The sequence below is a fragment of the Calothrix sp. CCY 0018 genome, from assembly GCF_963920925.1.
GTDB lineage: Bacteria > Cyanobacteriota > Cyanobacteriia > Cyanobacteriales > Nostocaceae > Rivularia.
In genome coordinates this window covers 20,042-44,656 of the sequence record NZ_CAWUDI010000025.1, presented here as the reverse complement: position 1 = coordinate 44,656, position 24,615 = coordinate 20,042, and the positions used below count along the sequence as shown (strand labels likewise).

Here is a 24,615-nt window from a genome sequence, read left to right as displayed (position 1 = left end):
CCAATTCAAAACTAAAAATTGTTTTTAATTATTTTTAATTATTTTCAAATTTGTATTTTGAATTGATTCATCTTGAGGCACGGCTACCAAAAACCTGGCTTTTTTGAAGACGATTAACTTACTTTTTCTCAGCATCGGCAAACTTAGGATTTCTAGCGCTTACCTGCTGGGAAATATAACTTTCAAGTTCCCGAAACTTAGGAAGCGCTCTTAATTCTAAACGGCTACCATCTCTAAGAGTTAGTACCATATCGCCCCACAAGCCAACACCACGGGGAACTGACGCTATTTTCACAACTTCCGAGTAAATTATGTCCGTGCGATCGCGTCCCATCCAACCACCAGTGACTGATATACGCCGATCGGTGATCCGGTAACGCAGCCACAATGCTCTAACAATAGCCCCAACAGCTAACGGTATACCAACAATAGTAAGTCCAATCAGTATACCTATAATTAGATCCCCAATATGAGGACCACCTTCATAATAAACTTCTTCACGAATGCCCATTTATGACCTCGGCTTTTACCAACAACTGCTCTAATTCTTGCAGAAATTGTTTGCTTCCGCACTCTTGTTGTGCGGCTGTTGGTTTTACAACTACCACTAATCGCCATTCGGGGGCTAGTTTCGGTAATAATTCATATAAAACAGCTGCGATTTGCCGCTTCAGTCGGTTGCGTACTACAGCTTTTTTACTAACTTTGGTACTAATCGATATACCAATTCGCGGTGGAGTGAGTGAGGGAAGCGTTTTTTCTCGTTCCGAATCGTCGGGAGTATCCCAAGAAGGTAGCTTGTCATTACGCGGTTGTAATGCTCTCAAGGTCATGTAATAACCATGACAGCGAAATCCTTCCCGGAAAACTGCCCTAAAATCGTGTCGGGACTTGAGTCGATTTGAAGACGGCAAAGCCAATATCAAATACTCCTAACCTTTCAACACAAAACGTTTAAACGCTTAAACGATGACGACCTTTTTTTCTTCTAGCTCGAATCACGTTTCTACCATCCGGTGTCCGCATTCTCGCACGAAATCCAGAAGTTCTCTTTCTCTTACGGACAGTGCCGCCTAACGTTCTTTTCATAATTTTCCTTCCTGGCACCTGTTAAAAATTACAATCAGCTATTATACCATTTAATTTTTAAATTTTAAAGCTAAATTAAATAATCAGAGATGGGGAGATGGGGAGATGGGGAGATAGGAAAGATTTTAAATCTAAAATCCAAAATCTAAAATCTATTAAATTCCTAACTCCTAACTCCTAACTTCTAACTCTTTTAATTAATGCTGATAATCCAAGTTCCTACATAGCGGGTTAACGCTGTTTTGTCGCCGGGAGATTGAATTAAGCAGTTAAAGTAGAATGTTCCAGGAAAATCTGGGTTTCGCGTGTTGGATAACTGCAACTCGACGCTCTTACCTGCGGGGATGGCTTCTTTAGGATAGAGTTCAAGCACTTTGCCTTGCTTATCCCATTTGACTTCATCTTTAGCTAATTTTGTGGTTTTACTTCCTACTTTGATTTCAATTTCGCCGGTATCGAATTCTCCGTCGTAATAATCTGGGTAAGCTATGACAAATTTCTCTACTGCCATCTTCAGTTTTTTGCCGGGAATTCTTAAACGGTATCGATCCCAGTCACGTGTTTGCCCGCCAAAATCTAATCGGTATGATAGTTGATTTTCGCTCTTTACACCGCTAAACAAAGTTAATCCTGGTAAACCTTGTGCGGAGGTGATAGCTGGCACTCCAGCAAGCAAAAAGCCAGTTACGGCTACAGCAGAAAGTAAACGTCGCATAGTAATCACTCCTCTAGCAGAAATTGTTGTTATAAAGGCGGTACGAAGTTAATGCTCGTAACTAAACTTTACTACTGAATCCCAAATACTTGACGTAAGCCACTTACAAAAAGTGTCACCTTCCGCATTAATATGCAATAATCGCTAAAAAAACAAGTATCTAAAATATCTAACCTAAAAGTATAATTTTTTGTTTGAATCGAATATAGTGGGTGTGAATATTTGGAAGCTTTTACTAATTATTTTAAACGATAGATAATTTTAATTTTGAGGAAAGTAAATACAGCAATTAGATGCATCTTGATTGTGATGAAAATATGATAGTGTTTCTAAATATGTACAACTGTTTCGAGAATGAAGTATTTTGTTAAAAAAATTGAAATAGTTAACCCAACAATTATAGATTGAATTACGCTATCTTCAGAAAGACAAGAGAAAGAGAAATTTTATCTGGCGGAGCTAATTAAACAATATGATTGCTGCTTATTTGCAGGCTTTGTGGTAACAAGATTGAATGCAAACAAAAATGTAGCTAAATTATTATTAAAATATTTAAGTTTGACGAATCTATAGATATTGGTATCAGCAACTAAAGTTTTTTATATGTAAGCAAGTAAAATTAGTATTGTTCAATCCCGAAAAAAAGTTAAAGATAAGACTATATGTTTGGGAATCGACTTAAGATGAACAATACTTAAGTGTTGTAAACTGCCTTCTAAGACCAAAAAAGCATTAAGAGGCTCTATCTATTTTCGCCGCCAAGTGCAATAGTCGTCCCCATCCATCCTGCTTGCTGTTACCAACGGACTTTCCCAGCATAAATGAGGGTTGGCTTAAAGTAATATTCAATATTTTCACTGTTTCTAAAAAATAATTAACGATTAGGAGAATTCATGAGAATCGCAGTTGCTAAAGAAATAGAAGCTAGCGAGCGTCGTGTAGCATTAATTCCAGATGTTGTTTCAAAGTTGGTGCAACAAGGCTTTGAAGTATCGATAGAATCGGGTGCTGGTGAAAAAGCATTGTACAACGATTCTGATTACGAAGCAGCTGGAGCAACAATTATTTCTGATACTGCAAAATTGTGGGGTGAAGCAGATATCCTGTTCAAAGTCAGCCCACCAAAACAACGAGAAGATGGTAGCGCGGAAATTGATTCATTAAAGGAAGGAAGTGTATATATCGGATTTCTTAATCCTTTAGCAAATCCATCCCTTGCCGAGCAGTTAGCTCAACGAAAAATCACTGCTTTCAGTATGGAAATGATTCCTCGCACCACCAGGGCGCAAAGTATGGATGCTTTATCTTCCCAAGCTTCTATTGCGGGTTACAAATCGGTATTAATCGCCGCAGAAGCATTACCGAAATATTTCCCCATGCTGACAACAGCCGCCGGTACCATTGCTCCTGCCAAAGTATTTGTCATGGGTGCGGGGGTTGCTGGTTTACAGGCGATCGCCACAGCTCGACGTTTGGGAGCAATGGTAGAAGCCTTTGATATTCGCCCTGCCGTTAAAGAAGAAGTACAAAGTTTAGGTGCAAAATTTGTCGAAGTTAAATTAGAAGAAGAAACAGCAACCGCTGGCGGTTACGCTAAAGAAATTTCCGAGGAAAGTAAAAAGCGTACTCAAGAAGCCGTTACCGATAGAGTCAGAAATGCAGATGTAGTAATTACAACTGCTCAAGTACCGGGTAGAAAAGCGCCTCGATTAGTTACCGAAGAAATGATTGCCCAAATGAAACCCGGTGCGGTAATTGTGGATTTAGCCGCAGATCAAGGTGGTAACGCAGCTTATACAGAACCTGGTGGAAATGTAGTTAAGAACGGCGTGACAATCATCGGGCCAGTTAACTTACCATCATCAGTACCAGTTCACGCCAGTCAATTGTATTCTAAGAATCTTGTATCACTGTTGAAATTACTGGTAAAAGACAACGCATTGAATTTAGATTTTGAAGACGATATTGTCAACGCCGCTTGCGTCACCCACGATGGTGAAATTCGCAATCAACGAGTTAAAGACGCTTTACAAGCTTTGACAGTTAACAGTTGACAATTATCAACGAACAATGTTAGCGAAGCGTGGCGGAACGCCATACAATGACCAATTTGTCAATTGATAATTGGTCATTGATAACTGATTTTTATTGGAGTTTTTTGGAAATGACAGAAGCATTAATTGCTGCTTTATTCGTATTTGTTTTGGCTTCATTTATTGGATTTGAGGTCATTAATAAAGTACCGCCAACTTTGCATACACCTTTGATGTCTGGTTCCAATGCAATTTCCGGGATTGCTGTATTGGGTGCAATTGTTGCTGCTGGTGCCAAGGAATCAAATCTATCGGTAATTCTTGGTTTGATTGCCGTAACTCTTGCAACTATTAATGTTGTCGGTGGTTTTTTAGTTACCGACAGAATGCTGCAAATGTTCAAGAAGAAAGCAGGTTAGAAGTTAGGAGTTAGGAGTGAATATTAACTCTTAACTAATAGCTAACAACTAACAACTAACAACTAATAACTAACAACTAACAACTATCAAATTTTATGAGCGATTTTCTCCCAACTGGGATACAGATAACGTATTTAGTAGCTTCGTCTTTGTTTATTCTAGGCTTAAAGAAGTTAGGTTCTCCTGCTACTGCACGAAATGGTAACGTAATGGCTGCTGTGGGGATGTTGTTGGCAATTGTCGCAACTCTCTTAAATCAGCAGGTATTGAATTATCAAATGATTTTGATCGGTTTAGCGATTGGTTCCGCTATTGGTGCGATCGCTGCTTATACGGTGCAGATGACGCAAATGCCCCAAATGGTAGGTTTACTTAACGGTTTGGGGGGTTCTGCTTCTGCTTTAGTAGCGGTTGCGGAGTTTTGGCGGTTGCTGGAAACGAATCAGCCAATTGGTTTGGATGTAAATATTTCGATGCTGCTGGATGTATTTATCGGCGGTATCACTTTTACAGGTAGTACCATCGCCTTTGCTAAGCTACAAGGTATTCTCAAAGGTTCGCCGATTACTTATCCTTTGCAGCAACCGATTAATATTTTGCTGTTAGTTGCTTATATAGTCGGTAGTGGACTTTTGATTGTTAATCCTTATAATCTACCCGTATTTTTAGGAATAGTCGGCATTTCATTACTGTTAGGTGTATTGTTCGTTATCCCTATCGGTGGTGGCGATATGCCGGTGGTAATTTCGCTGTTGAACTCGCTTTCTGGTTTGGCTGCCGCCGCCGCTGGTTTTGTGGTGATGAACAATATGTTAATCATCGCCGGTGCTTTGGTGGGAGCAAGTGGTTTAATCCTGACACAAATTATGTGTAAGGCAATGAACCGTTCTTTGTTTAGCGTGTTATTCGGCGCTTTTGGTGGAGCTACTAGTGGTGCTGCTGGTGAGAGTACAACCGAAGGAACTGTTCGCAGCGTCGATCCAGAAGAATGTGCGATGATGTTAGGTTATGCTCGTTCCGTGGTGATTGTTCCCGGTTACGGTATGGCTGTTGCTCAAGCACAGCATGGTGTTCGCGAATTGGCGGATCAATTGGAGCGTATGGGTGTAGATGTCAAGTATGCGATTCATCCCGTAGCTGGAAGAATGCCGGGACATATGAATGTATTATTGGCTGAAGCAAACGTACCTTACGAACAGCTTTACGATATGGAAGATGTTAATCCCCAATTTGAACAAACTGATGTTGCTTTAATTATTGGGGCAAATGATGTTGTGAATCCAGCTGCAAAAAGCGATAAAAATAGTCCAATTTACGGTATGCCCATTTTAGAAGTCGATCGCGCAAAGCAAACGATTGTCATTAAGCGCGGTATGAGCAAGGGTTTTGCTGGCGTAGATAATGGCTTGTTCTACAAAGATAAAACCTCGATGCTTTTTGGTAGTGCTAAAGACATGGTAGGTAAATTAGTTGCTGAAGTGAAGCAGTTGTAATGTTTTATTGGTGACGGGGAAATAAATTTTCAACTTTCAACTGGCATTCCTCCCCAAGGGAAAGCGGCGGAGGAATGCCAGTCTGGGTTTAAGGCACAAAGCATAACCTAGAATTACGCTTAAGTAGAGAAAAAATATATTAGGACTTACGCAAAGCCCTGCCCTTTTTAAGGGGGGTTGGGGGAATCTTATAGTTGGGAATGCCTACTTTCTGGTTGCGGTTGCGTAAGTCCTGTATATGTTTAAATTTTTTGGTTCTTAAATTTTAGAAAATAAAGCTGAAACTCTTGCTCTTAGAGGATGTTTGAAAAGTATTATGTTTTACTTCCAGCACCTAGGAAACCTAACCCCCCTGCCCCCCTTCCCTATGAGGGAATGGGGGTTTCAAAGCCTCTCTCCTAAAAGGAGAGAGGTTTGGAGAGAGGTTCCTAGTATAGTTATTGACGCATTCTTACATTCTCTTAAACAAAATTGTCTTTCTGTTGATTAAATTTATTTAAAAAAAGATTTTTTTTGCTATTAAGAGTTCCCTATTCCCTGTTCCCTTTTTTTATATTTTTTTAGGATACTAAGCGCGGAAGAGCCACTTTTTTCCAAGTTGATAACTAAGATTTTAGCGCTAAAGTGCCGTTAAAAGTATTTATTATAGGCACAAATCAAAATTGTGAAAAATTAATAGTTAGCTGAAACGCACAATTAAATAATAAGCCAAAGTTTTTTGAGCTAAGCAATAAAACTTTACTAAAATGCTTCCATTTTTTAGGCAGACTTTCTAACAAGAGCAATGCAAATTCAGAATTAGCATCTTATTTATTTTCCTTCACTTTACTCAACCAAATCACCGTATCTTCTAAGCCAAGTGCAATCTCACTTCCTAATGTTTCGATATAAATCATTCCATCGCTAATTGCTAAACCTCTGATGGGATACCATGTATTTCGGATGCGGATTAGAAGTTCTAATTGAATTACTCTACCTTCAATTTTTCGCCGATATTTCCACCAAATTCGCCATAGCATACCTGCTTTTTGGCAATGCATTTCATAACCTGGTGGAATCTGGCAGTATTGATATTGATAAAAACCACGACTATCAACTTCTCCCATGAGGATAAAGTTGTATTCAGCCAATACCTGGCTTATTAATTGCCAGTAATTTGACTGGTGTTTAATAAAAAATGGATTTAATGTGCGCTCTAGTTTAGTTGTGGCAATAATCCCTTCTTTTTTTGCCGTTAATTGATTGCTTTTATAAGCTGCTTCACCTCGTAATGTTGAATTTGCTAATAAAACTTCCTTTTTTTGTATGGATACTTTGACAAATTCTCGAATCAAATCAATATCGGATAACATCAGAAACCAGAAATAAGAATATATGTTATCTTACCCATTCAATTCACCGATCTATCTTCCGTATAAATTCTTGTGTTTATCATTACAATATGAAGTTTCTAGTTATTTACCGCAAATTTCTCTTTTGCAAAAGCAATTTTCTCTTCGATTCCGGAAAGTTTATTTACATTTGAATCAATTGTTTTTAATCGCGGAATTAATCCTTCTTGATTGGCAATTTGGATTGAAAGTCCGGGGCGAGCATTGATTTCTAGCAGTAATGACCCTTTTTCTTGATCTAAAACTACGTCAATACCGAGATAGCCAAACTCAGTTTTTTCGCATAACTTCGCTGCCATATCCAAAATAGTATCCCAATGAGGAATTTGGCGATCGCGCAAGTTTGCGCCAGTATCAGGATGTTTCTCTATGTAGCGGTTATTCTGAATAGCCTTCAGTGTTTTCCCGTACCAAGGTCAATACCTAACCCCAAACCACCTCTGTGTAAATCAACTTTACCATCGGAAGCTTTAGGAAAGTTTTCTTTTCAAAGACTTTTGTAACTCCTTCTGTGTTCGTATATCTAAATTTGATTGTGCCACCAGATTCTGATTTCTCATCCGGCTTTTCTAAAATTTCGGCATTATTTGATTACTAATTACTTGTTAATATTCTATTGTTTTAATTTGCTTATTCGCTTCTAACTGAGCTTTTCTCATTGCTTTTTCTAAAGGTTGCTGTCCTAAAATAGCGCTGGTAAATTGATTTTCAAAATTGTTTATAATTGGTGCAGAATATTTTCCAATTTGCCAAGGAATAGCGTAATCGACTCCCGCTACAAATACAGAGCGTAAACTATCTTGTTCGTAACCTAATTTATCAGCTACCGATTTTCTAGTTGGTAAAGCAATACCATTTTCAGTCCATTTTGTCATACCTTGTTTTCCTGTCAGATAAGAAATTAATTCCCAAGCTTCGGCTTTGTGCTTTGCTTTTTTGTTCATGACGTAGGCAACGGTAAATACCATCGTGCCCTTTTTAGCATTTATCGTCGGCACTTCTGCGGTACCAAATTCTAAGTTAGGAAAAGTTTCTTTTAAATAAGGAATTGCCCAGTTTCCTTCTATTACCATTGCGACTTTACCTTGGGCAAACATTTCGCTGCCGGAGTTTGTTCCTACATCTGTTTTTTGTGCGGAAGTTTTTTCTTCTATATATTGTTTGACAGCTAATTGCAATCCTTTCAAAGCTTCAGGGGAAGCAAAAGCTGCATAACCATTTTTATTGATAATTTGTCCGTTGTAAGCTTTGATTTTATAAGCTTGTCTGGCTAATTCGGCAATTTCTCCAAACCCGTATTTATCTATCCTGCCATCTTTATTACTGTCTTCTGTTAATTTATGCGAGTAACTAAGTAATTCTTTCCAAGTGGCAGGAGGATTAGTAAAACCTTTTTCACTTAAAGCTTGTTTGTTAAAAAATAAAGCAAGAGTTGAGTAATCTTTCGGAAGTCCATAAATTTGGTTTTCGTATTTAAAGCTATTTAGCAAAGTTTGTTCAAAATCATTCAAATCAAATTCCGGTTTTATATAACTATCTAAAGGTTCGAGAACATTTTGACTCATCAAGAAAGGTGCTTCTAAAGCATCCAAATAAAACACATCTGGCGCTGCTTCCCCAACCAAACGAGTTTTAATTACATCCATATATTGGTCGTTGATGACCTCATATTTGACTTTTATGGCTGGATGCACCACTTCAAAATCTTGCAGCAATTGTTTCAACAGCTTTTGTTCAACGGCACTTGCACCCCAACCGCTAAGCTTAATAGTAACTATATCTGATGATGTAGAAGGATTTGATAAGAATAGATTATTAAAACCAACTATTACTAAGCTAAATCCTAGCAATATTCCTAAAAAACTAAATAGTTTTTTGTTCATAATGATTCGATTCGCAAACGACAAGGGGAATAGGGAACAGGGAATAGTCTTGAGAACTAAATTTAATGCATCAATTATCAATCAAATCCTGGCAGATTCGATGAGAGATACAAAATACCAGCGTTACAAATCTTTTTGAATATATTTTAGATTTTTTTAATATTTATAACTTCGGATAGAAAAAATATCAAGTAAAACCATTCCCTAATGAGGATTTTTGTTTCAAATCAGTCATATAATGTTTAAAAATTACGAGTAATACTATTACTAAATTGTATTTATATGTATCTTTATTAACTTTTGTAATGTAAGATTAGCAGAAAGTTGTCTACACGACACTTGAAAACATTTAAGTCGGCGATCGCTTAAAAACAACTATTTCTTTATGGTGGCTAATGCAATCTGTTCAGGTAAATACAGAATTTCTTGAAGTTCCAGAAAACACTCAGAGTACTATGAATCCGTCAGTACTTTCTGAGAGCTATAAAATTCAATCTCAAAATCAGAGAATTTCTAAAAATGACATCCGTAAAAGTTTGAAAGCTTCTACTGCGGATGGAGTATTTGCTGCGGTATTTGATATTACTACTACTGGAATTCTGCTAAGTAACTTTTTAGTAGAGTTAGGTGCAAATGTCGTACAGATTGGGATGCTTTCTTCGATTCCCATGTTGGTAAATCTTTTGCAGCCTTTAGGTGCTTACCTTTCTGAGCGTACCGATAGTCGTCACAGCTACTGTTTTTGGACTTATGGTGCTGCTAGATTGCTATGGCTATTTTTGGCGATCGCCATTGGTGCAGCGAGTTGGGGCTGGGGAGATTTGCAAAATCACCAGTTAGTTGTTTTAACGCTGTTGATAATTTTAGCGAGTCACGTATTAAAAGCTTTAGGAAGTGCATCTTGGTTGAGTTGGATGGCGATGCTGGTTCCTCGGCAGTTACGAGGAAGATATTTTGGTGTACGAAATAGTTTTGCTAGTTTTACCATACTGCTTTACGTACCGATAGCTGGTTTAATAGTCAGTTTTTGGCCTGGTGGTACGATGCAAGGTTACGGATTAGTTTTAATTTTAGGTTTGGTTGCTGGTGTAGCAAGTCTTGCTTGTCAGTTTTTAAAAACAGATATTAATCCCAAGTCTCATAATTATTCGCAAGTAAAAGATTTTAATCATAAAACTTCAAATAATATAGAAAAAGAAGAAACTTCAGAAACTACGAATCAAATTTTTAACGAACCTCTTAACCAGCCTCCCAGTATGTGGAAGGATTCAAATTTTTTAATATTCTTGGCTTACTTCAGTTTATGGATGTTTGCTTTCAACTTAAGTACGCCATTTTTTAATCTTTATATGTTGGACACCTTAGACTTAGATGTCAGTTGGGTGAGTGTTTACGGTAGTTTTCAAGCTGGTGCTGGGATGTTAATGCTGATTTTATGGGGAAAATTAGCAGACAAAGTAGGGAATCGCACTATCTTATTTTTAGTAGGAATTTTAGTTGCAGTAATTCCGCTTTTATGGGTGGGAATTGGTGTAGATATTTTAAGTATTTGGTTGTGGTTGCCTTTACTGCATATCCTGATTGGAGGTACCACCGCAGCAATTGAGTTATGCAGCAACAACATACAGTTAAGTATCGCACCCGTAAGAATGCAGTCAGTTTATTTTGCAACCGCCGCCGCTTTTGCTGGTGTTAGCGGTGCAATTGGCACAACAATCGGCGGTTTTATTGCAGAAAATGCCTTTGTCGGAGGCTTATCGGGATTATTTATGATGTCTGTAGGGTTCCGGTTAATAGCACTTGTTCCACTTTTGTTTGTACAAGAAGCTCGGAGACAATCTTTAACCAAGATATTTCAAGGTTTTCGCAAGTTGCAAACAGTTAACAGTCAACAGTGAGCAGTGAGCAGTTAATACTCTTAAATTTTAAAGATAAATCTTGTGTATAGTGATTTTAAATAGCAAACAAGTGGTGGGTAGTGCGTTAACGCACTACGGAAATTAATTGGAATGACTATAGATTTAGGAATATTCGCCGCTAGTTAATGTTTTATTTCATTGATTATTAGTTTGTTTATCCTTAAAACTTTGTAGAGACGCAAGGGTATCGCGTCTCTACATCTAATTTATTAAAACAGGTAACTGTTCACTGGTAACTGGTAACTGGTAACTGTTCACTGATCGCTGTTGACTGCTGATTGTTCTTTGACAACTTTGTGGTTAAAGTTTCTCGTTGTTTCCCACACCAGCAAATTGTTATTCGCTGTCATTGAGGGTGGTTGATGCAAAGCAATTAATTGTGTCAAAGTTTTCTTTAATTGAGTACGGGGAACGATGTCATCTACAAAGCCGTGCTTGAGTAAATCTTCCGCGCTTTGAAAGTCTTCAGGTAATTTTTCTCGCAAGGTTTGTTCAATTACTCGTCTACCTGCGAAACCAATAGTAGCTTTTGGCTCTGCCAAAATTATATCGCCCAACATGGCAAAACTTGCAGTTACTCCACCAGTTGTAGGATTAGTCAAAACAGGAATGTAAAGAAGTTTTTGTTGATGGTGAAGTTCTAATGCTGCTGAAATCTTCGCCATCTGCATCAAGGAGAGCAATCCTTCTTGCATTCTCGCTCCACCAGAAGTACAGATAATAACTACAGGGTAGCGTCGCTGGGTAGCTTGTTCGATCAAACGTGTCAGCTTTTCCCCTACAACAGAACCCATGCTAGCACCGATGAACCGGAAGTCCATTACGCCTAAAGCGATGGGTAAACCATTTATTTCTCCCAAACCCGTTTTTACAGCATCTGTTAAACCAGTTTTTTGTTGCATATCTCGCAACCGATCACTGTAGGGTTTGCGATCGTGAAACTGCAAGGGATCTGTAGGAAGCAGATGTTCATCCATTTCCACCCAGGTATTAGTATCTATAATTTGACGAATGCGTTCATCGCTATTAACTCGATTGTGATGTCCGCATTCGCTACAAACCATTTGATTTGCTTTCAAGTCTTTCGTATAAGTCAGCACAGTACACTTAGTGCATTTGTGCCACAATCCATCAGCAATTTCACGTTCTTGACGTTCAACACTAATAGATTCCGTTTTACGTCGGTTCGCAAACCAATCAAATAAAGATTTAAAACCGCGTGTTTCGTCGTTGTTTGCCATGTGTATCTTATGCAGGTGAATTATATGTCAAATTTAGTCAAGAATACGGGGAATGTTATATTCTGTCTTCTGTGTGAATGTTAATAATATTAAAAATATATAACTTTTCACGTCAGACACTTATATTATTCCTCAATGTTTTTCTAAGCAATAGAGACAAGAAGTTAATCATCCGTGCTTTTCAGCTTAACGAAAATATGTAAAACAATTCAAGTCTTATAATATATGTTTGTATAACTTCCTCGACCGTAATGCAGTTCACAACGGACGATGCAACAGTTCATGCTTGTAATAAATATTCCAAGACAGATTATCTAAAAACAAAGTTTCTCGGTTTGCCCGCTCGAATATCGCAAATCCGAAGACAATAGTTACAACAGCGCTTAAAATTCACAATTAAATATTTTTTTAGCCACAGAAAGATAATACCAAATCCTTAAAAGATTTAATGGTAATTAATTTTACAGTTATTAGGTATCAGGGAACAGTTACCAGCTATTAAGGTTAAAGGTTAAAGGGTAAAGGTTAAAGGTTAAAATTCTTATCCCCCCATCTCCCCATCCCCTCACCTCCCCATCTCCCCATCTCTCCATCTCCCCATCTTCCCATCCTCGTCAGTTTCCTTGAAAAAATAATTGTAAATAAGTAGATAAAATCGCTTCACCGCAAAAAAGGGCGATCGCCGAACCCAAGGCTAAGTAGGGACCGAAAGGAAAGGGTTTATTTCTTTTTAAGTTTTTCTGTGCTGTGAGAATAACGGCACTTTCTACTGCAACTCCGGCAATACAAGCAATAAAGCTGGCTAAAAGTAAATATTTCCAACCCAGCCAAGCTCCCATCATGGCTGCTAATTTGGCATCTCCTGCTCCCATTGCTTCTTTACGAAAAACAATCGTACCGATACGGGCAATTCCATCAAACAACCATAGTCCCAAAACTGCTGCTGCAATTGCTAGCATCGTTTGATTGAGTAATCCCAACCAACCCGAATTTGATGTAAATCCTAATAATCCTAATATCATTTGAAATAAAATACCTAACACTAAACCCGATTTTGTAAGTTCTCCGGGTAGTGTCATCGTGTCGAGATCGATTATCGATAGCGCTAATAACCAACTACAAAATAGCCAATAACCTATAGTTAATGGCGAAAATTGAAATATTACAAAAACCAGTACAAATATTAACCCCGTAGTAGCTTCTACAATCGGGTAACGAGGAGAGATTTTAGTTTTACAGTAGCGACAACGCCCCCGCAACCACAACCAACCCAATACCGGAACGTTATCGTAAGCTTTTAGCCGGTTTAAGCAACGGGGACATCGGGAAGGAGGATAAAGAATCGACAAACCAGCAGGTAGTCGATAAACTACAACATTGATAAAGCTGCCAATAGATGCACCTAATAAGAAAACAATTAAACTTGCCGGTACGACAATCCACTCATCCATCAAGTTATTCCAAAATCATTCGTCCAAAGTAATTGCTAATTTCTAATAAGTAATTAGTAATAACCCTTAAGTACGTGATTTCAAATAGGGAACGGGGGATAAGGGGATGGGGGGATGGGGAGACAAGGGGACAAGGAGAATTTAAGCTTTTGACCTTTAACCCTTAACCTTTGACCTTAATTACTCCTAACAACTAACAACTAACAACTAACAACTAACTCCTAATACATATGAGATTCGATTTGATTTAAGGGAACGAAACACTCTTGGGGTAAAAGAACTGGTTGCTGTGTAAAAATTACTTTTCCTCGATGATTGCCGCGATTAATTGCTACTCCTGAAGGTTGTCCAGCGATTTCTGGATGCACTTCGCAGTATGTATAGTAAATTTGACCCGCAGCTCTGATGATAGAAGAGTCAATCAACGGAGATTGCGTTACGGGATTTGTAAAATTTTCTTGCCCTTGTCGTAATGCGTACACGAATTACTTATGTTTTATGACTAGGTTTGCAATTAAGTTTATCCAAAAGTTTCCGGTAATGGGAGTCTAAATTTATTCCGACGGAAATTAGAAATCTAATTATTTTTGTGATTATTTTTCTAATTACTTTTGTAATTACTTTTGTAATTACTTTTCTAAAGCTTGAATCAGTGCTTCACCCATAGCTTGGCAACCGACTTGATTCATTCCTTCGGACATAATATCTCCTGTACGGAAACCTATCTGTAATACTTGAAATACCGCGTTTTCTATGTAGTCTGCTGCATCCGCTTGGTTTAAACCGTAGCGTAGCATCATTGCTGCACTCAAAATTTGTGCTAGAGGATTGGCTTTATCTTCTCCTGCAATATCGGGGGCTGAACCGTGGACTGGTTCAAATACTCCGGGGGCATTTGCTCCTAGACTAGCAGATGGTAACATACCTATACTGCCGGTAAGCATGGCTGCCGCGTCGGAAAGAATATCGCCGAATAAGTTGCCAGTAACGATAGTATCAAACTGTTTAGGGGCGCGTAGTAGCTGCATGGCAGCATTATCTACATAAAGGTGGCTTAATTCCACATCTTGGTATTCTTGAGCTAGTTTAGCGATCGTGGTGCGCCACAATTGAGATACTTCCAAAACGTTAGCTTTATCTACAGAACAGAGTTTACCTCCTCGTTTGCGGGCTGCGTCAAAAGCGACTTTACCAATGCGTTCAATTTCCGCTTCAGTATACGCCATTGTATTTATTCCCCGCTTTTCGCCAGTTTCCGTTTCAAAAACTCCTTTGGGTTTACCAAAATAAATTCCACCAGTCAGTTCGCGCACTACCATAATATCAACGCCTTCTACAACTTCTTTTTTGAGAGTTGAAGCGTCAATTAACTGGGGTATGATTTTTGCCGGACGTAAATTTGCAAATAATTCTAAACCAGCTCGCAATCCTAATAAACCGGCTTCGGGACGTTTATCTGATGGTAATTCATCCCATTTGTAACCACCGATCGCAGCAAGTAAAACTGCATCGCTATCGCGACAAGTGTTTAATGTTGCTTCCGGTAAAGGTTCGCCTTTTGCATCGATTGCCGCACCGCCAATTAAAGCTTCTTGAAATTCAAACTGTATATCAAACTTTTTTCCTACGACTTTGAGTACATTTACCGCTACTGCCATGATTTCGGGGCCAATTCCATCGCCGGGAAGTAGGGTAATGCGGTAGTTCTGGGTCATAGTATTTTTACATATTTGTTAAATTGGGCAGACTTAATATCATACCGGGCAACTGTACTCATTTGTAGAGGGTTGTTGTCCCTTTTTTGAACGGGGAGTAGGAAGTAGGAGAAAAATAAATAAATTATATGTTTTAAAATCAAAATATTTTTACTTAACTTAACAATTTTTGGTCATCACATGAAATTCAATTAATGTTCGTAGTAGCGCTTCAGCGCCTCCGAATCATGAGGCGCTGAAGCGCTACTACAAACCTATTAAAACAAATGAACTACAATATATTGCTGGTTTAATCACGTAGAAATATAGCGTGAAAAGATTAATATGTTTCAGTTTTAGGAAGTAAATACACTGAAAACTTGAAGTTATAGTAAAAATAATTATTAATCCTCGAATAATCCTCGAAATCACTCATGTCAAAGCTGTAGGTAAAAGTTAAGTTAGTAGATAAACATCAAACTTACCTAAAAAGAATGGTAAAAGAATTAGCAATTCGTACCAATGGGCTATACAAACAATTTGACAAACATATAGCCGTTAACAATATTGATTTAGAAATCGGTGAAGGTGAGGTTTACGGACTTATTGGACCAAACGGTGCTGGAAAAACATCGCTGATTAGGATGTTAGCAGCAGCTGAAGAGCCAACCGCAGGAGAAATTTATTTAAATGGCGATCGCCTGCGTCGGGATAAAACAAATCCAACCCTGAAGCGTCGTTTGGGCTATTTACCCGATGACTATCCTTTATATAAAGAGTTAACTGTTTGGGATTATCTAGATTATTTCGCTCGGTTATATCTTCTCAAAGAACCCAAACGTACCAAACGATTACACGAAGTTTTAGAGTTAATCCAACTAGGAAATAAGCGTAATAGTTTAATTTCTACCCTATCAAGGGGGATGAAACAGCGGTTGTGTTTAGCTCGAACGATTATTCACGAACCGATTATACTGCTGCTCGACGAACCAGTTTCAGGACTCGATCCCATTGCCAGGATGCAGTTTCGGGAAATCATCAAAGTATTGCAGGAAGCAGGAATGACAATCTTGATTTCGTCCCACGTTTTGAGCGATTTAGCCGAATTATGTACCTCAGTAGGAATTATGGAACTCGGCTTTTTAGTTGAAAGCACTTCGCTGCAAGAACTTTACAAAAGTTGCGCTACCCAACAAATAGTGATTTCAACTTTAGGAAAACAAGAAGCGCTATTAAGTGAACTGAAAAATAATCCGTTAGTAGAAGAGTGGGAAATATTAGCAAATCAAAATAGCGTCAAAATCAACTTTACTGGGGAAGAAAAAGACTCTGCTGATTTATTACGTTCTCTTATTACTGCTGAGATTCCTATAAATGAATTTCACTGTACCCAAGAAGACTTAGAAAGCATTTTCCTTAAACTTGGACACAAACAAGCTTCTTAAGTTTAAAGGTCAAAGGTTAAAGGTTAGAGGTCAAAGGTTAAATAATAACTCTTAACTCCTAACTCCTAATTCCTCACTACTATCAACTAACCATTAACAACTAATTAATATCATGCTAAATTCAATTGATAAAATTGGCGATTGGAATCCGCAACTTTTAAGGGAATTGAAAGGTCGTTTGAAACCCTTTCCAGTTATTATCGCGTTTATAACATCTCTAGCTACTCAATTAGTAATATTTCTATATCAATTACGAGAATTTCCTAGTAATCCTGAAAATGAAAGTGAAATTAGTATTGATTTTAAATATTGTGAGGCAACAAATATTGTCAAAGACCAGTATGCAAGATGGGTATCATGTCCTACAAATCAAATTAATATGCAACTGTGGTGGCAAGAACACTGGAAATATATGTTTCTATCACTGTGCATAATTTTTATATTTACGCTTTTGGTGGCAGGAAGTTATTTGATAATTAATGACTTATCACAAGAAGAACGTAAAGGTACGCTGAATTTTATTCGCCTCAGTCCCCAATCTGAAACAAGTATCTTTACTGGAAAAATGTTGGGTGTTCCAGTTTTGATTTATCTGGTAGTTCTCGCTGCAATTCCTTTTCATATATTGACTGGAATCATTGGAAATATTCCTTTTGGCAATATTTTATGCTTCTACTTAACACTTGTAGCTAGCTCTATTTTATTTTATAGCTTTGCTTGTTTATTTGGTGTATTCGGTGGTTCTGCGCTTAGTGGTTTTAAACCTTGGTTGGGTAGTGGTGTAGTTTTTCTATTCTTATGGATGTCAATACAAGCATTCGGGAATAGTCAATATCACAACTACGCTGCTTTTGCTACATTATTTAGCCCTACAAATATAACTCATTATCTTTTCCCAGATTTATTTAATTCTCAAACTCCAGGCTTACAAGAATTACAGTTCTTTAATTTCGCTGTAGGAAAGAGTTTGATTGGTGTAATCGCGTTACATTTATTAAATTATGCATTATGGACGTATTGGGCTTGGCAAGCACTAAAACGTTGTTTCCGCAATCCTAATGCAACGATTGTTAGTAAACAACAAAGTTACTTAATTTTCACCTGTTTTGAAGTAGTACTTATCGGATTTTTTATCTCAGAACATTATACTAATTCTGAATATCGTAGCTCTTGGGAGAATTTTCATGAAGGTATGGGTGCTTTATATGTATGGAATCTGCTTCTACTTGCGCCATTGTTCGCTCTAATTTTAACTCATCGTCAAACCATACAAGATTGGGCAAGATTTAGATTTAATCAAAATGGAAATAGTCCAGATTATCCCAAAAAATCTTTACTTTCAGAATTAATATTTGGTGAGAAAAGCCCAGCTATTTTAGCGATGGCAATCAATCTATTAATTGTCATAAGTGCTTTTATCGTATTATTTGTAAAAGCAAGTGTTGCAATTTCGTATACTAGCGATAACATTTTAAGATTTCTGGGTAGCTTATTGCTGTTTGTCAGTTTGATAATGATTTACGCTACCATTGCTCAAATCATGCTGATGTTGAAAAATTCTAAACGCACTTTATGGGCAGCGGGAACAACAAGTGCATTAATAATTGTACCGATAATAATTTTAGGTACTTTAAACGTACAGCAATCGAATATTTTGTGGCTATTTACAGTTTGTTTCTGGTTCGCTGCTGAAAAGTCTACATTTCCTATTATTTTGAGTGCTTTTCTGTGCCAAGCAGTTATTTTAGGGTTGTTGAATTGGTATTTAATCAAGCAGGTTAAATCCGCCGGAGAATCCGCTAGTAAAGCAATGTTTTCTCAAGCGAAAGTTTAAGATTTAAAGCTAGCAATTAATTTTTTCAGTTTTAATTGCGTTTTCTTCTTACTCCTACAAATTATATGGAGGGTTTGAACTCCAAATTCTAACTCTTCATCCCTAACTCTTTATAAATAAGGTCATACGATGCTTAATTTCATAGATCAAATAGGTGAATGGAATCCACAGCTTTTTCGAGAATTAAAAGGTCGTTTAAAAAAGTCTCATGTTGCAATCGCTTTATTTATATCTCTAGCTCCTCAATTATTCATATTGCTACTCCAGTTCGAGAGTAATCAAAACAAGGAAAAATATTTGAATTTTTGGCAACCAGAAGAATGGAGAATGGTATTTATCTCATTCAACATGATTTTTATTTTTACATTGCTGGTTGGGGGAACTTATTTAATTATTAATGATTTAGTCAAAGAAGAACGTGATGGTACGCTGAATTTTATTCGTCTCAGTCCGCAATCAGAACTTAGTATTTTTACTGGAAAGATGTTAGGAGTTCCAGTTTTAATTCATCTGATGATTATTACAGCGATTCCTTTTCATCTATTCGCTGGAATCAGTGCAAATATCCCCTTCAGCTATATCTTGTATTTTTACTTAACCCTTGTAGCTAGCTGCATTCTATTTTATAGCTTTGCGTCACTATTTGCGATATTCAGAGATACTGATTTTAAAGTTAGTAAACCTTGGTTTGCTAGTGGTGCAATTTTAATATTTTTAACGATTTCTGCATCTTGGGAACATTTTAATATTCATTATTATTATGCATGGGTCAGAATGTTTAGCCCTATGGAGATGAATAATTATTTATTTTCTGGTTTATTGAACGAGCATAATAGTTCGGGGTTCTACAACTTAAGTTTTTTAAATTTACCTTTAGGAAAAAATGCTGTTTCTTTTTTAGCTTTATATTTAGTAAATTATGTATTGGCAATTTATTGGGTTTGGCAAGGATTAATACGTTGTTTTCGCAATCCGAACGCTACGCTTCTTGGAAAACGACAAAGTTATTTGTTAGTAGCAACTTTTAATTTTGTACATTTGGGTTTTTTAATGCATGGAAACTTGACGAATCAGCAAGATTTCATCACTGAAATTATTTATCTATACATATGGAATCTGCTACTATTCCTGGCTTTATTAGGTGCTATTTTACCTCATCGTCAAGCGATACAAGATTGGGCAACTTTTAGACTACAAAAAAAACCTAGCGATCGAGTTTTACTCAAAAACTCTTTACTTTCTGAATTAGTCCTAGATGAAAAAAGCCCTGGTGCTTTAGCTATCGCTATTAATCTTTTGATTGCTGCAAGTTTTGTTGTTTTACTCATACTAATGAAAGGAAAAGCATATGAATACAAGGGTATAAGTTTATCTTTTATAGTTACTATATGCATAATCTTTTTTATTAGCTTAATTATGATTTATGCTAGTATTGCTCAAATTATGTTGATGGCTAAAAATTCTAAGCGTAATTCATTGGCAACAGGAACTACAGCTACAGCAATTGCATTGCCAATACTAATTGGGTCTATTTCAAGCATTTCGATATCAAGTACAGACCATGTGGATAGCACTTTATGGTTGTTTACAGTTGTTTTTCCCTACGGTTTTGTAGATACTACGGCTATTAAAGTTTTTAGTGTATTTATTTGTCAATTAGCTATTTTAGGTTTACTCAATTGGCATTTAATCAAGCAAGTTAAATCGTTAGGTGAATCCGCAACTAAAGTAATATTTTCTCAAGTTAAAGTTTAAGGTTTGAACTTGGTAGGGAAAAATGTTTCACCGCAACGCAATGACTCCCCTTTTTAAAGGGAGCTTTGCCTAAGTCTTCACCATGCAAGTAGTAATGGCTGCCTACCGCTAGCTTTTAGCAGTTAAAAACTATTAAGCTGGTAGATAACGCTTGAATACTTTGCTGGCTTCCTTAATAGTAATTGAATTATGTTTGACGCATTAGCCGACCGTTTAGAATCTACCTGGAAAAAGCTCCGGGGACAAGGTAAAATCTCCCAATCCAATATTCAGGAAGCTTTGCGGGAAGTACGTCGCTCCTTGTTGGAAGCGGATGTCAACCTCCAAGTAATTAAAGAATTTATTAGCGAAGTTGAAACCAAGGCACAAGGTGCTGAGGTATTGAATGGAGTACGCCCCGGCGAGCAGTTTATCAAAATCGTTCATGATGAACTAGTAAATGTGATGGGGGAAACTAACGTTCCCCTAGTGCAAGCCGAAGAGTCACCTACTATTGTGTTGATGGCTGGTTTGCAAGGTACTGGTAAAACCACCGCTACAGCTAAGCTGGCATTACATCTGAGAAAATTAGAACGCAATTGTTTGATGGTGGCGACAGACGTTTATCGTCCTGCTGCGATCGATCAGTTAATCACTTTAGGAAAACAAATTGATGTCCCGGTATTTGAACTGGGAAGCGATGCAAATCCAGTTGAGATTGCCCGTCAAGGTGTGGAATGTGCAAAGGCGGAAGGAATTGATACAGTAATTATTGATACCGCTGGTCGTCTGCAAATTGACGAAGACATGATGGCAGAATTAGCCAATGTTAAACAAGCCGTCCAGCCTCATGAAACGCTGCTGGTAGTGGATGCAATGACTGGTCAAGAAGCAGCAAACTTGACTCGTACTTTCCACGAAAAAATTGGTATTAGTGGTGCGATTCTTACCAAGTTAGATGGTGATAGCCGTGGTGGTGCGGCGTTGTCAGTGCGGCGAATTTCCGGGGCACCAATTAAGTTTGTTGGTGTCGGTGAAAAAGTCGAAGCCCTACAGCCGTTTTATCCCGATAGAATGGCATCGCGGATTTTGGGAATGGGAGATGTCTTAACTCTGGTAGAAAAAGCCCAGGAAGAATTTGACATCGCCGATGCTGAAAAAATGACAGAGAAAATGCTGTCGGCGCAGTTTGATTTTACCGACTTTCTTAAACAACTGCGTTTGTTGAAAAATATGGGTTCCCTTGGAGGCATCATGAAGATGATTCCAGGGATGAACAAAATTTCCAACGAGCAGCTAGAACAAGGGCAATCTCAGCTTAAACGTTCCGAGACGATGATTAATTCCATGACTCCGGAAGAACGGAAAAATCCGGATTTATTGGCGAGTTCTCCCAGCAGACGGCGACGGATTGCGAAGGGATGCGGTGAATCTAAGTATAGAGAAAAAGATGTCAGCAAGCTGGTAAGCGACTTCCAGAAAATGCGGAGCATGATGCAGCAAATGGGGCAAGGTAACTTCCCTGGAATGCCGGGAGGAGGCGGAATGTTCGGCGGTGGAGATCCGATGGCTGCCGGAAATGCTCCTGGTCCCGGATGGCGCGGTAATGCTGGCGGTAAGAAGAAGCCGAAAAAAGCCAAGAAGAAAAAAGGTTTTGGTACGCTTTAACAGTTACTTTGTTCTTAAACAGAAAAACAAGCTGGATAATCCAAAATCTAAAATCTAAAATCCAAAATTGAGTAAGCTGAATAATCCAAAATCTAAAATCCAAAATCCAAAATTGAGTAAGCTGGATAATCCAAAATCCAAAATCCAAAATCCAAAATCTAAAATCTAAAATCCAAAATTGAGTTGCCTTTAGATTCAATAGCGCTTCATGCCGTGCAAGTGCTAAAATTATCATCTGCTACTTGTGGGAATTTTTGACCTTCCACGGGGAGAGGCATTACCTTTTTTTTAGGGAAAATGCTTTCATAATGTTAGATGGATTTGTTCCGAACTCTAGTTGTAAATCAACACCTAACAAAGCAGGAGAATAACCTCTTAATCGTCAACAACCCAGGTCTGAAGACACCGGGCTTCTAGCCTAAGACTTTAAATCGTAGTTGACCAGACTTTCGTTAAAGGCAAGCGTTAAAGAACCTACCAAGGGATGCGTAGCTAGTCCCCTGCTCTAGAACCAGAAGATTAAACAGGTTTATTGGGTTAAGCCAGTGTCTTTTGGAAAGTACCGACCTTTAACTGTGTCGAAGCTAACATTACTTAATTGCGGGCTAACCACCCATCGGGAAAATGCCACTATGGTTAAAACCACACGCGGCGTTTTTCCTCTCAGTTCTAAAGACTCTGAGTTTCCAAACTACCGAGATTTTCTTATGATTAAACTGCGCCTTAAGCGAATTGGCAAAAAACGAGAAGCAAGTTACCGCATAATTGCCATCAACAACCTTACTCGTCGTGATGGCCGTCCCCTCGAAGAATTGGGATTTTATAATCCTAGAACTAAAGAAGTAAAATTAGACGTTGATGGTATTGTCAAGCGACTACAACAGGGCGCTCAACCAACTGACACCGTGCGTCGCATTTTAGAAAAAAATAATGTTTTTGAACAAGTCCGTGCAGCAACTGCATCCTGATACAGTAACAAATACCGATTCCGGTACAACTCCCGATTATGTTGGTCTAGTAAATTTTTTGATGCAGCCATTTTTGGAATCTCCAAACTCTCTAAGTGTTGATTGTGAAATTTCTCCCAGTACCAAACGAGCTTGGATTCGCATTGCCTTTGATAGTGCAGATAAAGGTAAAGTTTTTGGTCGTGGAGGACGCAACATCCAAGCTATTCGCACCGTGATTTCTTTGGCTGCTCAAGCTGCTGGAGAATCGGCATATCTAGATATTTACGGTAGCAACGATCGAGTTGATGTACCCGCATCTAATAGCGAAGAACGGCATCGAGTAGTACCAATGCCCAAACCTAAAGTAAGACGTGGTGACGAACGTAGAGATTTCACCAAGCCCCAAACTCGCATTTGAATGAAACAACAAAAGTTGTTTCTTGTTTTATTCGCTATCAGCCCTACGGCTGATAGTAAATAGAAAAGATTGTTAAATATTAAGAAAATTAAGAAATATTGCTATTTTCACCAATAGGTCAGAAAATAAGATTCATCTCCTATAAAGGGAGTACCTTGTAAAAAATTACTGGTAACAAAGAATAAATACTATGGCAGATGCCATAACAATAGAACTGCCCGACATCCCAAGTGCTATGGCATTAGCGGGAAACCAAGAAGAAAACCTCAAGCTCCTAGCGCGACAAACTGGAGCGACTGTAGTACTGCGCGGACAAGAATTATACGTTAGCGGTACTGAAAAACAAATCGATTTGGTTACTCGATTGCTAAAGTCTTTGGAAGATATTTGGACAAAGGGCAATACACTATCTGTCACAGATATCTTGACAGCGCGTCAAGCCCTTGATACTCATCGAGAAGATGAATTGCAAACATTACAAAAGGATGTACTTGCAAAAACTCGGCGTGGCGAACAAATTCGCGCAAAAACCTTTCGGCAGCGACAGTATATTGAAGCAATACGCAACCGTGACTTAACATTTTGTATTGGTCCGGCGGGTACTGGTAAAACATTTTTGGCGGTTGTTGTCGCCGTTCAAGCATTGCTTGATAATAAGTACGAGAAGCTAATTTTAACTCGTCCTGCGGTTGAAGCAGGTGAAAAACTCGGCTTTTTACCTGGCGATTTGCAGCAAAAAGTTAATCCTTATTTGCGCCCGCTTTACGATGCAATCAACGAATTTATCGATCCAGATAAAGTACCGTCGTTAATAGAAAGAGGCATAATCGAAGTTGCGCCACTAGCTTATATGCGGGGAAGAACTTTAAATAATGCCTTTGTAATTGTGGATGAAGCTCAAAACACCACACCAGCGCAGATGAAAATGCTTTTAACTCGTTTGGGTTTCCGTTCCCGCATGGTAGTAACAGGTGACATGACGCAAAGCGATTTACCATCACAGCAGAAATCGGGATTAGTAACAGCCTTTCAAATTTTAAAAAACGTAGAAGGTATAGCCTTTTGCGAATTCTCTCAAAAAGATGTCGTGCGTCATGCTTTAGTACAGCGTATTGTTGCCGCTTACGAGAAGTATGAGAAGTGAGAATTGGTAGTTGGTAATTAGTAATGGAATAATTAGAGGGGGAAGAGGGGGTAGAGGGGGTAGAATTTTTAATCCAAAATCTAAAATCCAAAAT

22 protein-coding genes are annotated in these 24,615 nt (G+C 38.1%); 11 read left to right on the top strand and 11 right to left on the bottom strand.

Annotation, left to right across the window (positions count from 1 at the left end; genetic code table 11):
- Window positions 1-118: 118 nt before the first annotated feature.
- The 4 genes from ACM03V_RS18670 to ACM03V_RS18655 form a co-directional block, all read right to left on the bottom strand.
- Window positions 119-511, bottom strand: coding sequence for a PH domain-containing protein (locus ACM03V_RS18670; RefSeq protein WP_414622294.1), 393 nt, complete (start codon window positions 509-511; stop codon window positions 119-121).
- Entirely contained in the window at window positions 498-920 is a 423-nt protein-coding gene (rnpA, locus tag ACM03V_RS18665) for a ribonuclease P protein component (protein WP_414622293.1), read from the bottom strand. Before rnpA ends, ACM03V_RS18670 begins: the two co-directional genes overlap by 14 nt.
- 34 nt (window positions 921-954) lie before the next feature.
- Window positions 955-1,089 (bottom strand): 50S ribosomal protein L34, encoded by a 135-nt coding sequence (gene rpmH, locus ACM03V_RS18660; protein WP_414622292.1) that lies wholly within the window; start codon window positions 1,087-1,089, stop codon window positions 955-957.
- 193 nt (window positions 1,090-1,282) lie between these two features.
- A complete protein-coding gene (locus tag ACM03V_RS18655; protein WP_414622291.1) occupies window positions 1,283-1,804 on the bottom strand; it encodes a DUF2808 domain-containing protein in 522 nt (173 codons plus the stop codon).
- 893 nt (window positions 1,805-2,697) lie between these two features.
- Between ACM03V_RS18655 and ACM03V_RS18650 the strand changes: the two genes are divergently transcribed.
- From ACM03V_RS18650 to ACM03V_RS18640, 3 genes are all read left to right on the top strand, one after another.
- Window positions 2,698-3,858: a Re/Si-specific NAD(P)(+) transhydrogenase subunit alpha gene (locus ACM03V_RS18650; RefSeq protein ID WP_414622290.1), complete on the top strand. Its 1,161-nt coding sequence runs from the start codon at window positions 2,698-2,700 to the stop codon at window positions 3,856-3,858.
- Between the two features lie 110 nt (window positions 3,859-3,968).
- Window positions 3,969-4,256 (top strand): NAD(P) transhydrogenase subunit alpha, encoded by a 288-nt coding sequence (locus ACM03V_RS18645; protein ID WP_414622363.1) that lies wholly within the window; start codon window positions 3,969-3,971, stop codon window positions 4,254-4,256.
- 95 nt (window positions 4,257-4,351) lie between these two features.
- Window positions 4,352-5,749, top strand: coding sequence for an NAD(P)(+) transhydrogenase (Re/Si-specific) subunit beta (locus ACM03V_RS18640; RefSeq protein WP_414622289.1), 1,398 nt, complete (start codon window positions 4,352-4,354; stop codon window positions 5,747-5,749).
- An 806-nt stretch (window positions 5,750-6,555) separates the two neighbouring features.
- Here ACM03V_RS18640 and ACM03V_RS18635 read toward each other — a convergent pair.
- The 3 genes from ACM03V_RS18635 to ACM03V_RS18625 form a co-directional block, all read right to left on the bottom strand.
- A complete protein-coding gene (locus ACM03V_RS18635) occupies window positions 6,556-7,101 on the bottom strand; it encodes a hypothetical protein (protein WP_414622288.1) in 546 nt (181 codons plus the stop codon).
- Between the two features lie 98 nt (window positions 7,102-7,199).
- Window positions 7,200-7,511: a sugar-transfer associated ATP-grasp domain-containing protein gene (locus ACM03V_RS18630; protein WP_414622362.1), complete on the bottom strand. Its 312-nt coding sequence runs from the start codon at window positions 7,509-7,511 to the stop codon at window positions 7,200-7,202.
- Window positions 7,512-7,745: 234 nt separating this feature from the next.
- The gene (locus ACM03V_RS18625) at window positions 7,746-9,023 is read right to left on the bottom strand and encodes an ABC transporter substrate-binding protein (protein WP_414622287.1); all 1,278 of its coding nucleotides are present in this window, start codon (window positions 9,021-9,023) and stop codon (window positions 7,746-7,748) included.
- A gap of 395 nt (window positions 9,024-9,418) precedes the next feature.
- On the opposite strand from ACM03V_RS18625, the gene ACM03V_RS18620 reads away from it, so the two are divergent.
- The gene (locus ACM03V_RS18620) at window positions 9,419-10,921 is read left to right on the top strand and encodes an MFS transporter (protein WP_414622286.1); all 1,503 of its coding nucleotides are present in this window, start codon (window positions 9,419-9,421) and stop codon (window positions 10,919-10,921) included.
- A 275-nt stretch (window positions 10,922-11,196) separates the two neighbouring features.
- On the opposite strand, the gene accD is transcribed toward ACM03V_RS18620, so the two are convergent.
- The 4 genes from accD to leuB form a co-directional block, all read right to left on the bottom strand.
- On the bottom strand, window positions 11,197-12,183 hold the full coding sequence (gene accD, locus ACM03V_RS18615) for an acetyl-CoA carboxylase, carboxyltransferase subunit beta (protein ID WP_414622285.1): 987 nt from the start codon (window positions 12,181-12,183) through the stop codon (window positions 11,197-11,199).
- 614 nt (window positions 12,184-12,797) lie between these two features.
- Window positions 12,798-13,634 (bottom strand): prepilin peptidase, encoded by an 837-nt coding sequence (locus tag ACM03V_RS18610; RefSeq protein ID WP_414622284.1) that lies wholly within the window; start codon window positions 13,632-13,634, stop codon window positions 12,798-12,800.
- Between the two features lie 221 nt (window positions 13,635-13,855).
- Complete coding sequence (locus ACM03V_RS18605) at window positions 13,856-14,116, bottom strand: hypothetical protein (protein ID WP_414622283.1); 261 nt, start codon at window positions 14,114-14,116, stop codon at window positions 13,856-13,858.
- 147 nt (window positions 14,117-14,263) lie between these two features.
- Entirely contained in the window at window positions 14,264-15,349 is a 1,086-nt protein-coding gene (leuB, locus tag ACM03V_RS18600) for a 3-isopropylmalate dehydrogenase (protein WP_414622282.1), read from the bottom strand.
- A gap of 473 nt (window positions 15,350-15,822) precedes the next feature.
- Here leuB and ACM03V_RS18595 point away from each other — a divergent pair, with 473 nt between their 5' ends.
- From ACM03V_RS18595 to ACM03V_RS18565, 7 genes are all read left to right on the top strand, one after another.
- On the top strand, window positions 15,823-16,773 hold the full coding sequence (locus ACM03V_RS18595; RefSeq protein WP_414622281.1) for an ABC transporter ATP-binding protein: 951 nt from the start codon (window positions 15,823-15,825) through the stop codon (window positions 16,771-16,773).
- Between the two features lie 112 nt (window positions 16,774-16,885).
- Window positions 16,886-18,607, top strand: a complete 1,722-nt coding sequence (locus ACM03V_RS18590) for a hypothetical protein (RefSeq protein ID WP_414622280.1) — start codon at window positions 16,886-16,888, stop codon at window positions 18,605-18,607.
- Between the two features lie 129 nt (window positions 18,608-18,736).
- Window positions 18,737-20,362: a hypothetical protein gene (locus ACM03V_RS18585; protein WP_414622279.1), complete on the top strand. Its 1,626-nt coding sequence runs from the start codon at window positions 18,737-18,739 to the stop codon at window positions 20,360-20,362.
- Window positions 20,363-20,551: 189 nt separating this feature from the next.
- A complete protein-coding gene (ffh, locus tag ACM03V_RS18580; RefSeq protein ID WP_414622278.1) occupies window positions 20,552-22,009 on the top strand; it encodes a signal recognition particle protein in 1,458 nt (485 codons plus the stop codon).
- Between the two features lie 707 nt (window positions 22,010-22,716).
- Entirely contained in the window at window positions 22,717-22,977 is a 261-nt protein-coding gene (rpsP, locus tag ACM03V_RS18575) for a 30S ribosomal protein S16 (protein ID WP_414622361.1), read from the top strand.
- Window positions 22,940-23,377, top strand: a complete 438-nt coding sequence (locus tag ACM03V_RS18570; RefSeq protein WP_414622277.1) for a KH domain-containing protein — start codon at window positions 22,940-22,942, stop codon at window positions 23,375-23,377. Before rpsP ends, ACM03V_RS18570 begins: the two co-directional genes overlap by 38 nt.
- 190 nt (window positions 23,378-23,567) lie before the next feature.
- On the top strand, window positions 23,568-24,521 hold the full coding sequence (locus ACM03V_RS18565) for a PhoH family protein (protein ID WP_414622276.1): 954 nt from the start codon (window positions 23,568-23,570) through the stop codon (window positions 24,519-24,521).
- Window positions 24,522-24,615 lie beyond the last annotated feature (94 nt).

Coding starts and splice junctions, on each gene's coding strand:
- ACM03V_RS18610 (WP_414622284.1), bottom strand. CDS start 13,634: ATGGATGAGTGGATTGTCGTACCGGCAAGTTTAATTGTTTTCTTATTA.
- ACM03V_RS18585 (WP_414622279.1), top strand. CDS start 18,737: ATGCTTAATTTCATAGATCAAATAGGTGAATGGAATCCACAGCTTTTT.
- ACM03V_RS18590 (WP_414622280.1), top strand. CDS start 16,886: ATGCTAAATTCAATTGATAAAATTGGCGATTGGAATCCGCAACTTTTA.
- ffh (WP_414622278.1), top strand. CDS start 20,552: ATGTTTGACGCATTAGCCGACCGTTTAGAATCTACCTGGAAAAAGCTC.
- accD (WP_414622285.1), bottom strand. CDS start 12,183: ATGGCAAACAACGACGAAACACGCGGTTTTAAATCTTTATTTGATTGG.
- ACM03V_RS18670 (WP_414622294.1), bottom strand. CDS start 511: ATGGGCATTCGTGAAGAAGTTTATTATGAAGGTGGTCCTCATATTGGG.
- rpsP (WP_414622361.1), top strand. CDS start 22,717: ATGATTAAACTGCGCCTTAAGCGAATTGGCAAAAAACGAGAAGCAAGT.
- ACM03V_RS18625 (WP_414622287.1), bottom strand. CDS start 9,023: ATGAACAAAAAACTATTTAGTTTTTTAGGAATATTGCTAGGATTTAGC.
- ACM03V_RS18595 (WP_414622281.1), top strand. CDS start 15,823: ATGGTAAAAGAATTAGCAATTCGTACCAATGGGCTATACAAACAATTT.
- ACM03V_RS18640 (WP_414622289.1), top strand. CDS start 4,352: ATGAGCGATTTTCTCCCAACTGGGATACAGATAACGTATTTAGTAGCT.
- ACM03V_RS18635 (WP_414622288.1), bottom strand. CDS start 7,101: ATGTTATCCGATATTGATTTGATTCGAGAATTTGTCAAAGTATCCATA.
- ACM03V_RS18620 (WP_414622286.1), top strand. CDS start 9,419: ATGCAATCTGTTCAGGTAAATACAGAATTTCTTGAAGTTCCAGAAAAC.
- leuB (WP_414622282.1), bottom strand. CDS start 15,349: ATGACCCAGAACTACCGCATTACCCTACTTCCCGGCGATGGAATTGGC.
- ACM03V_RS18565 (WP_414622276.1), top strand. CDS start 23,568: ATGGCAGATGCCATAACAATAGAACTGCCCGACATCCCAAGTGCTATG.
- ACM03V_RS18570 (WP_414622277.1), top strand. CDS start 22,940: ATGTTTTTGAACAAGTCCGTGCAGCAACTGCATCCTGATACAGTAACA.
- ACM03V_RS18650 (WP_414622290.1), top strand. CDS start 2,698: ATGAGAATCGCAGTTGCTAAAGAAATAGAAGCTAGCGAGCGTCGTGTA.
- rpmH (WP_414622292.1), bottom strand. CDS start 1,089: ATGAAAAGAACGTTAGGCGGCACTGTCCGTAAGAGAAAGAGAACTTCT.
- ACM03V_RS18645 (WP_414622363.1), top strand. CDS start 3,969: ATGACAGAAGCATTAATTGCTGCTTTATTCGTATTTGTTTTGGCTTCA.
- ACM03V_RS18655 (WP_414622291.1), bottom strand. CDS start 1,804: ATGCGACGTTTACTTTCTGCTGTAGCCGTAACTGGCTTTTTGCTTGCT.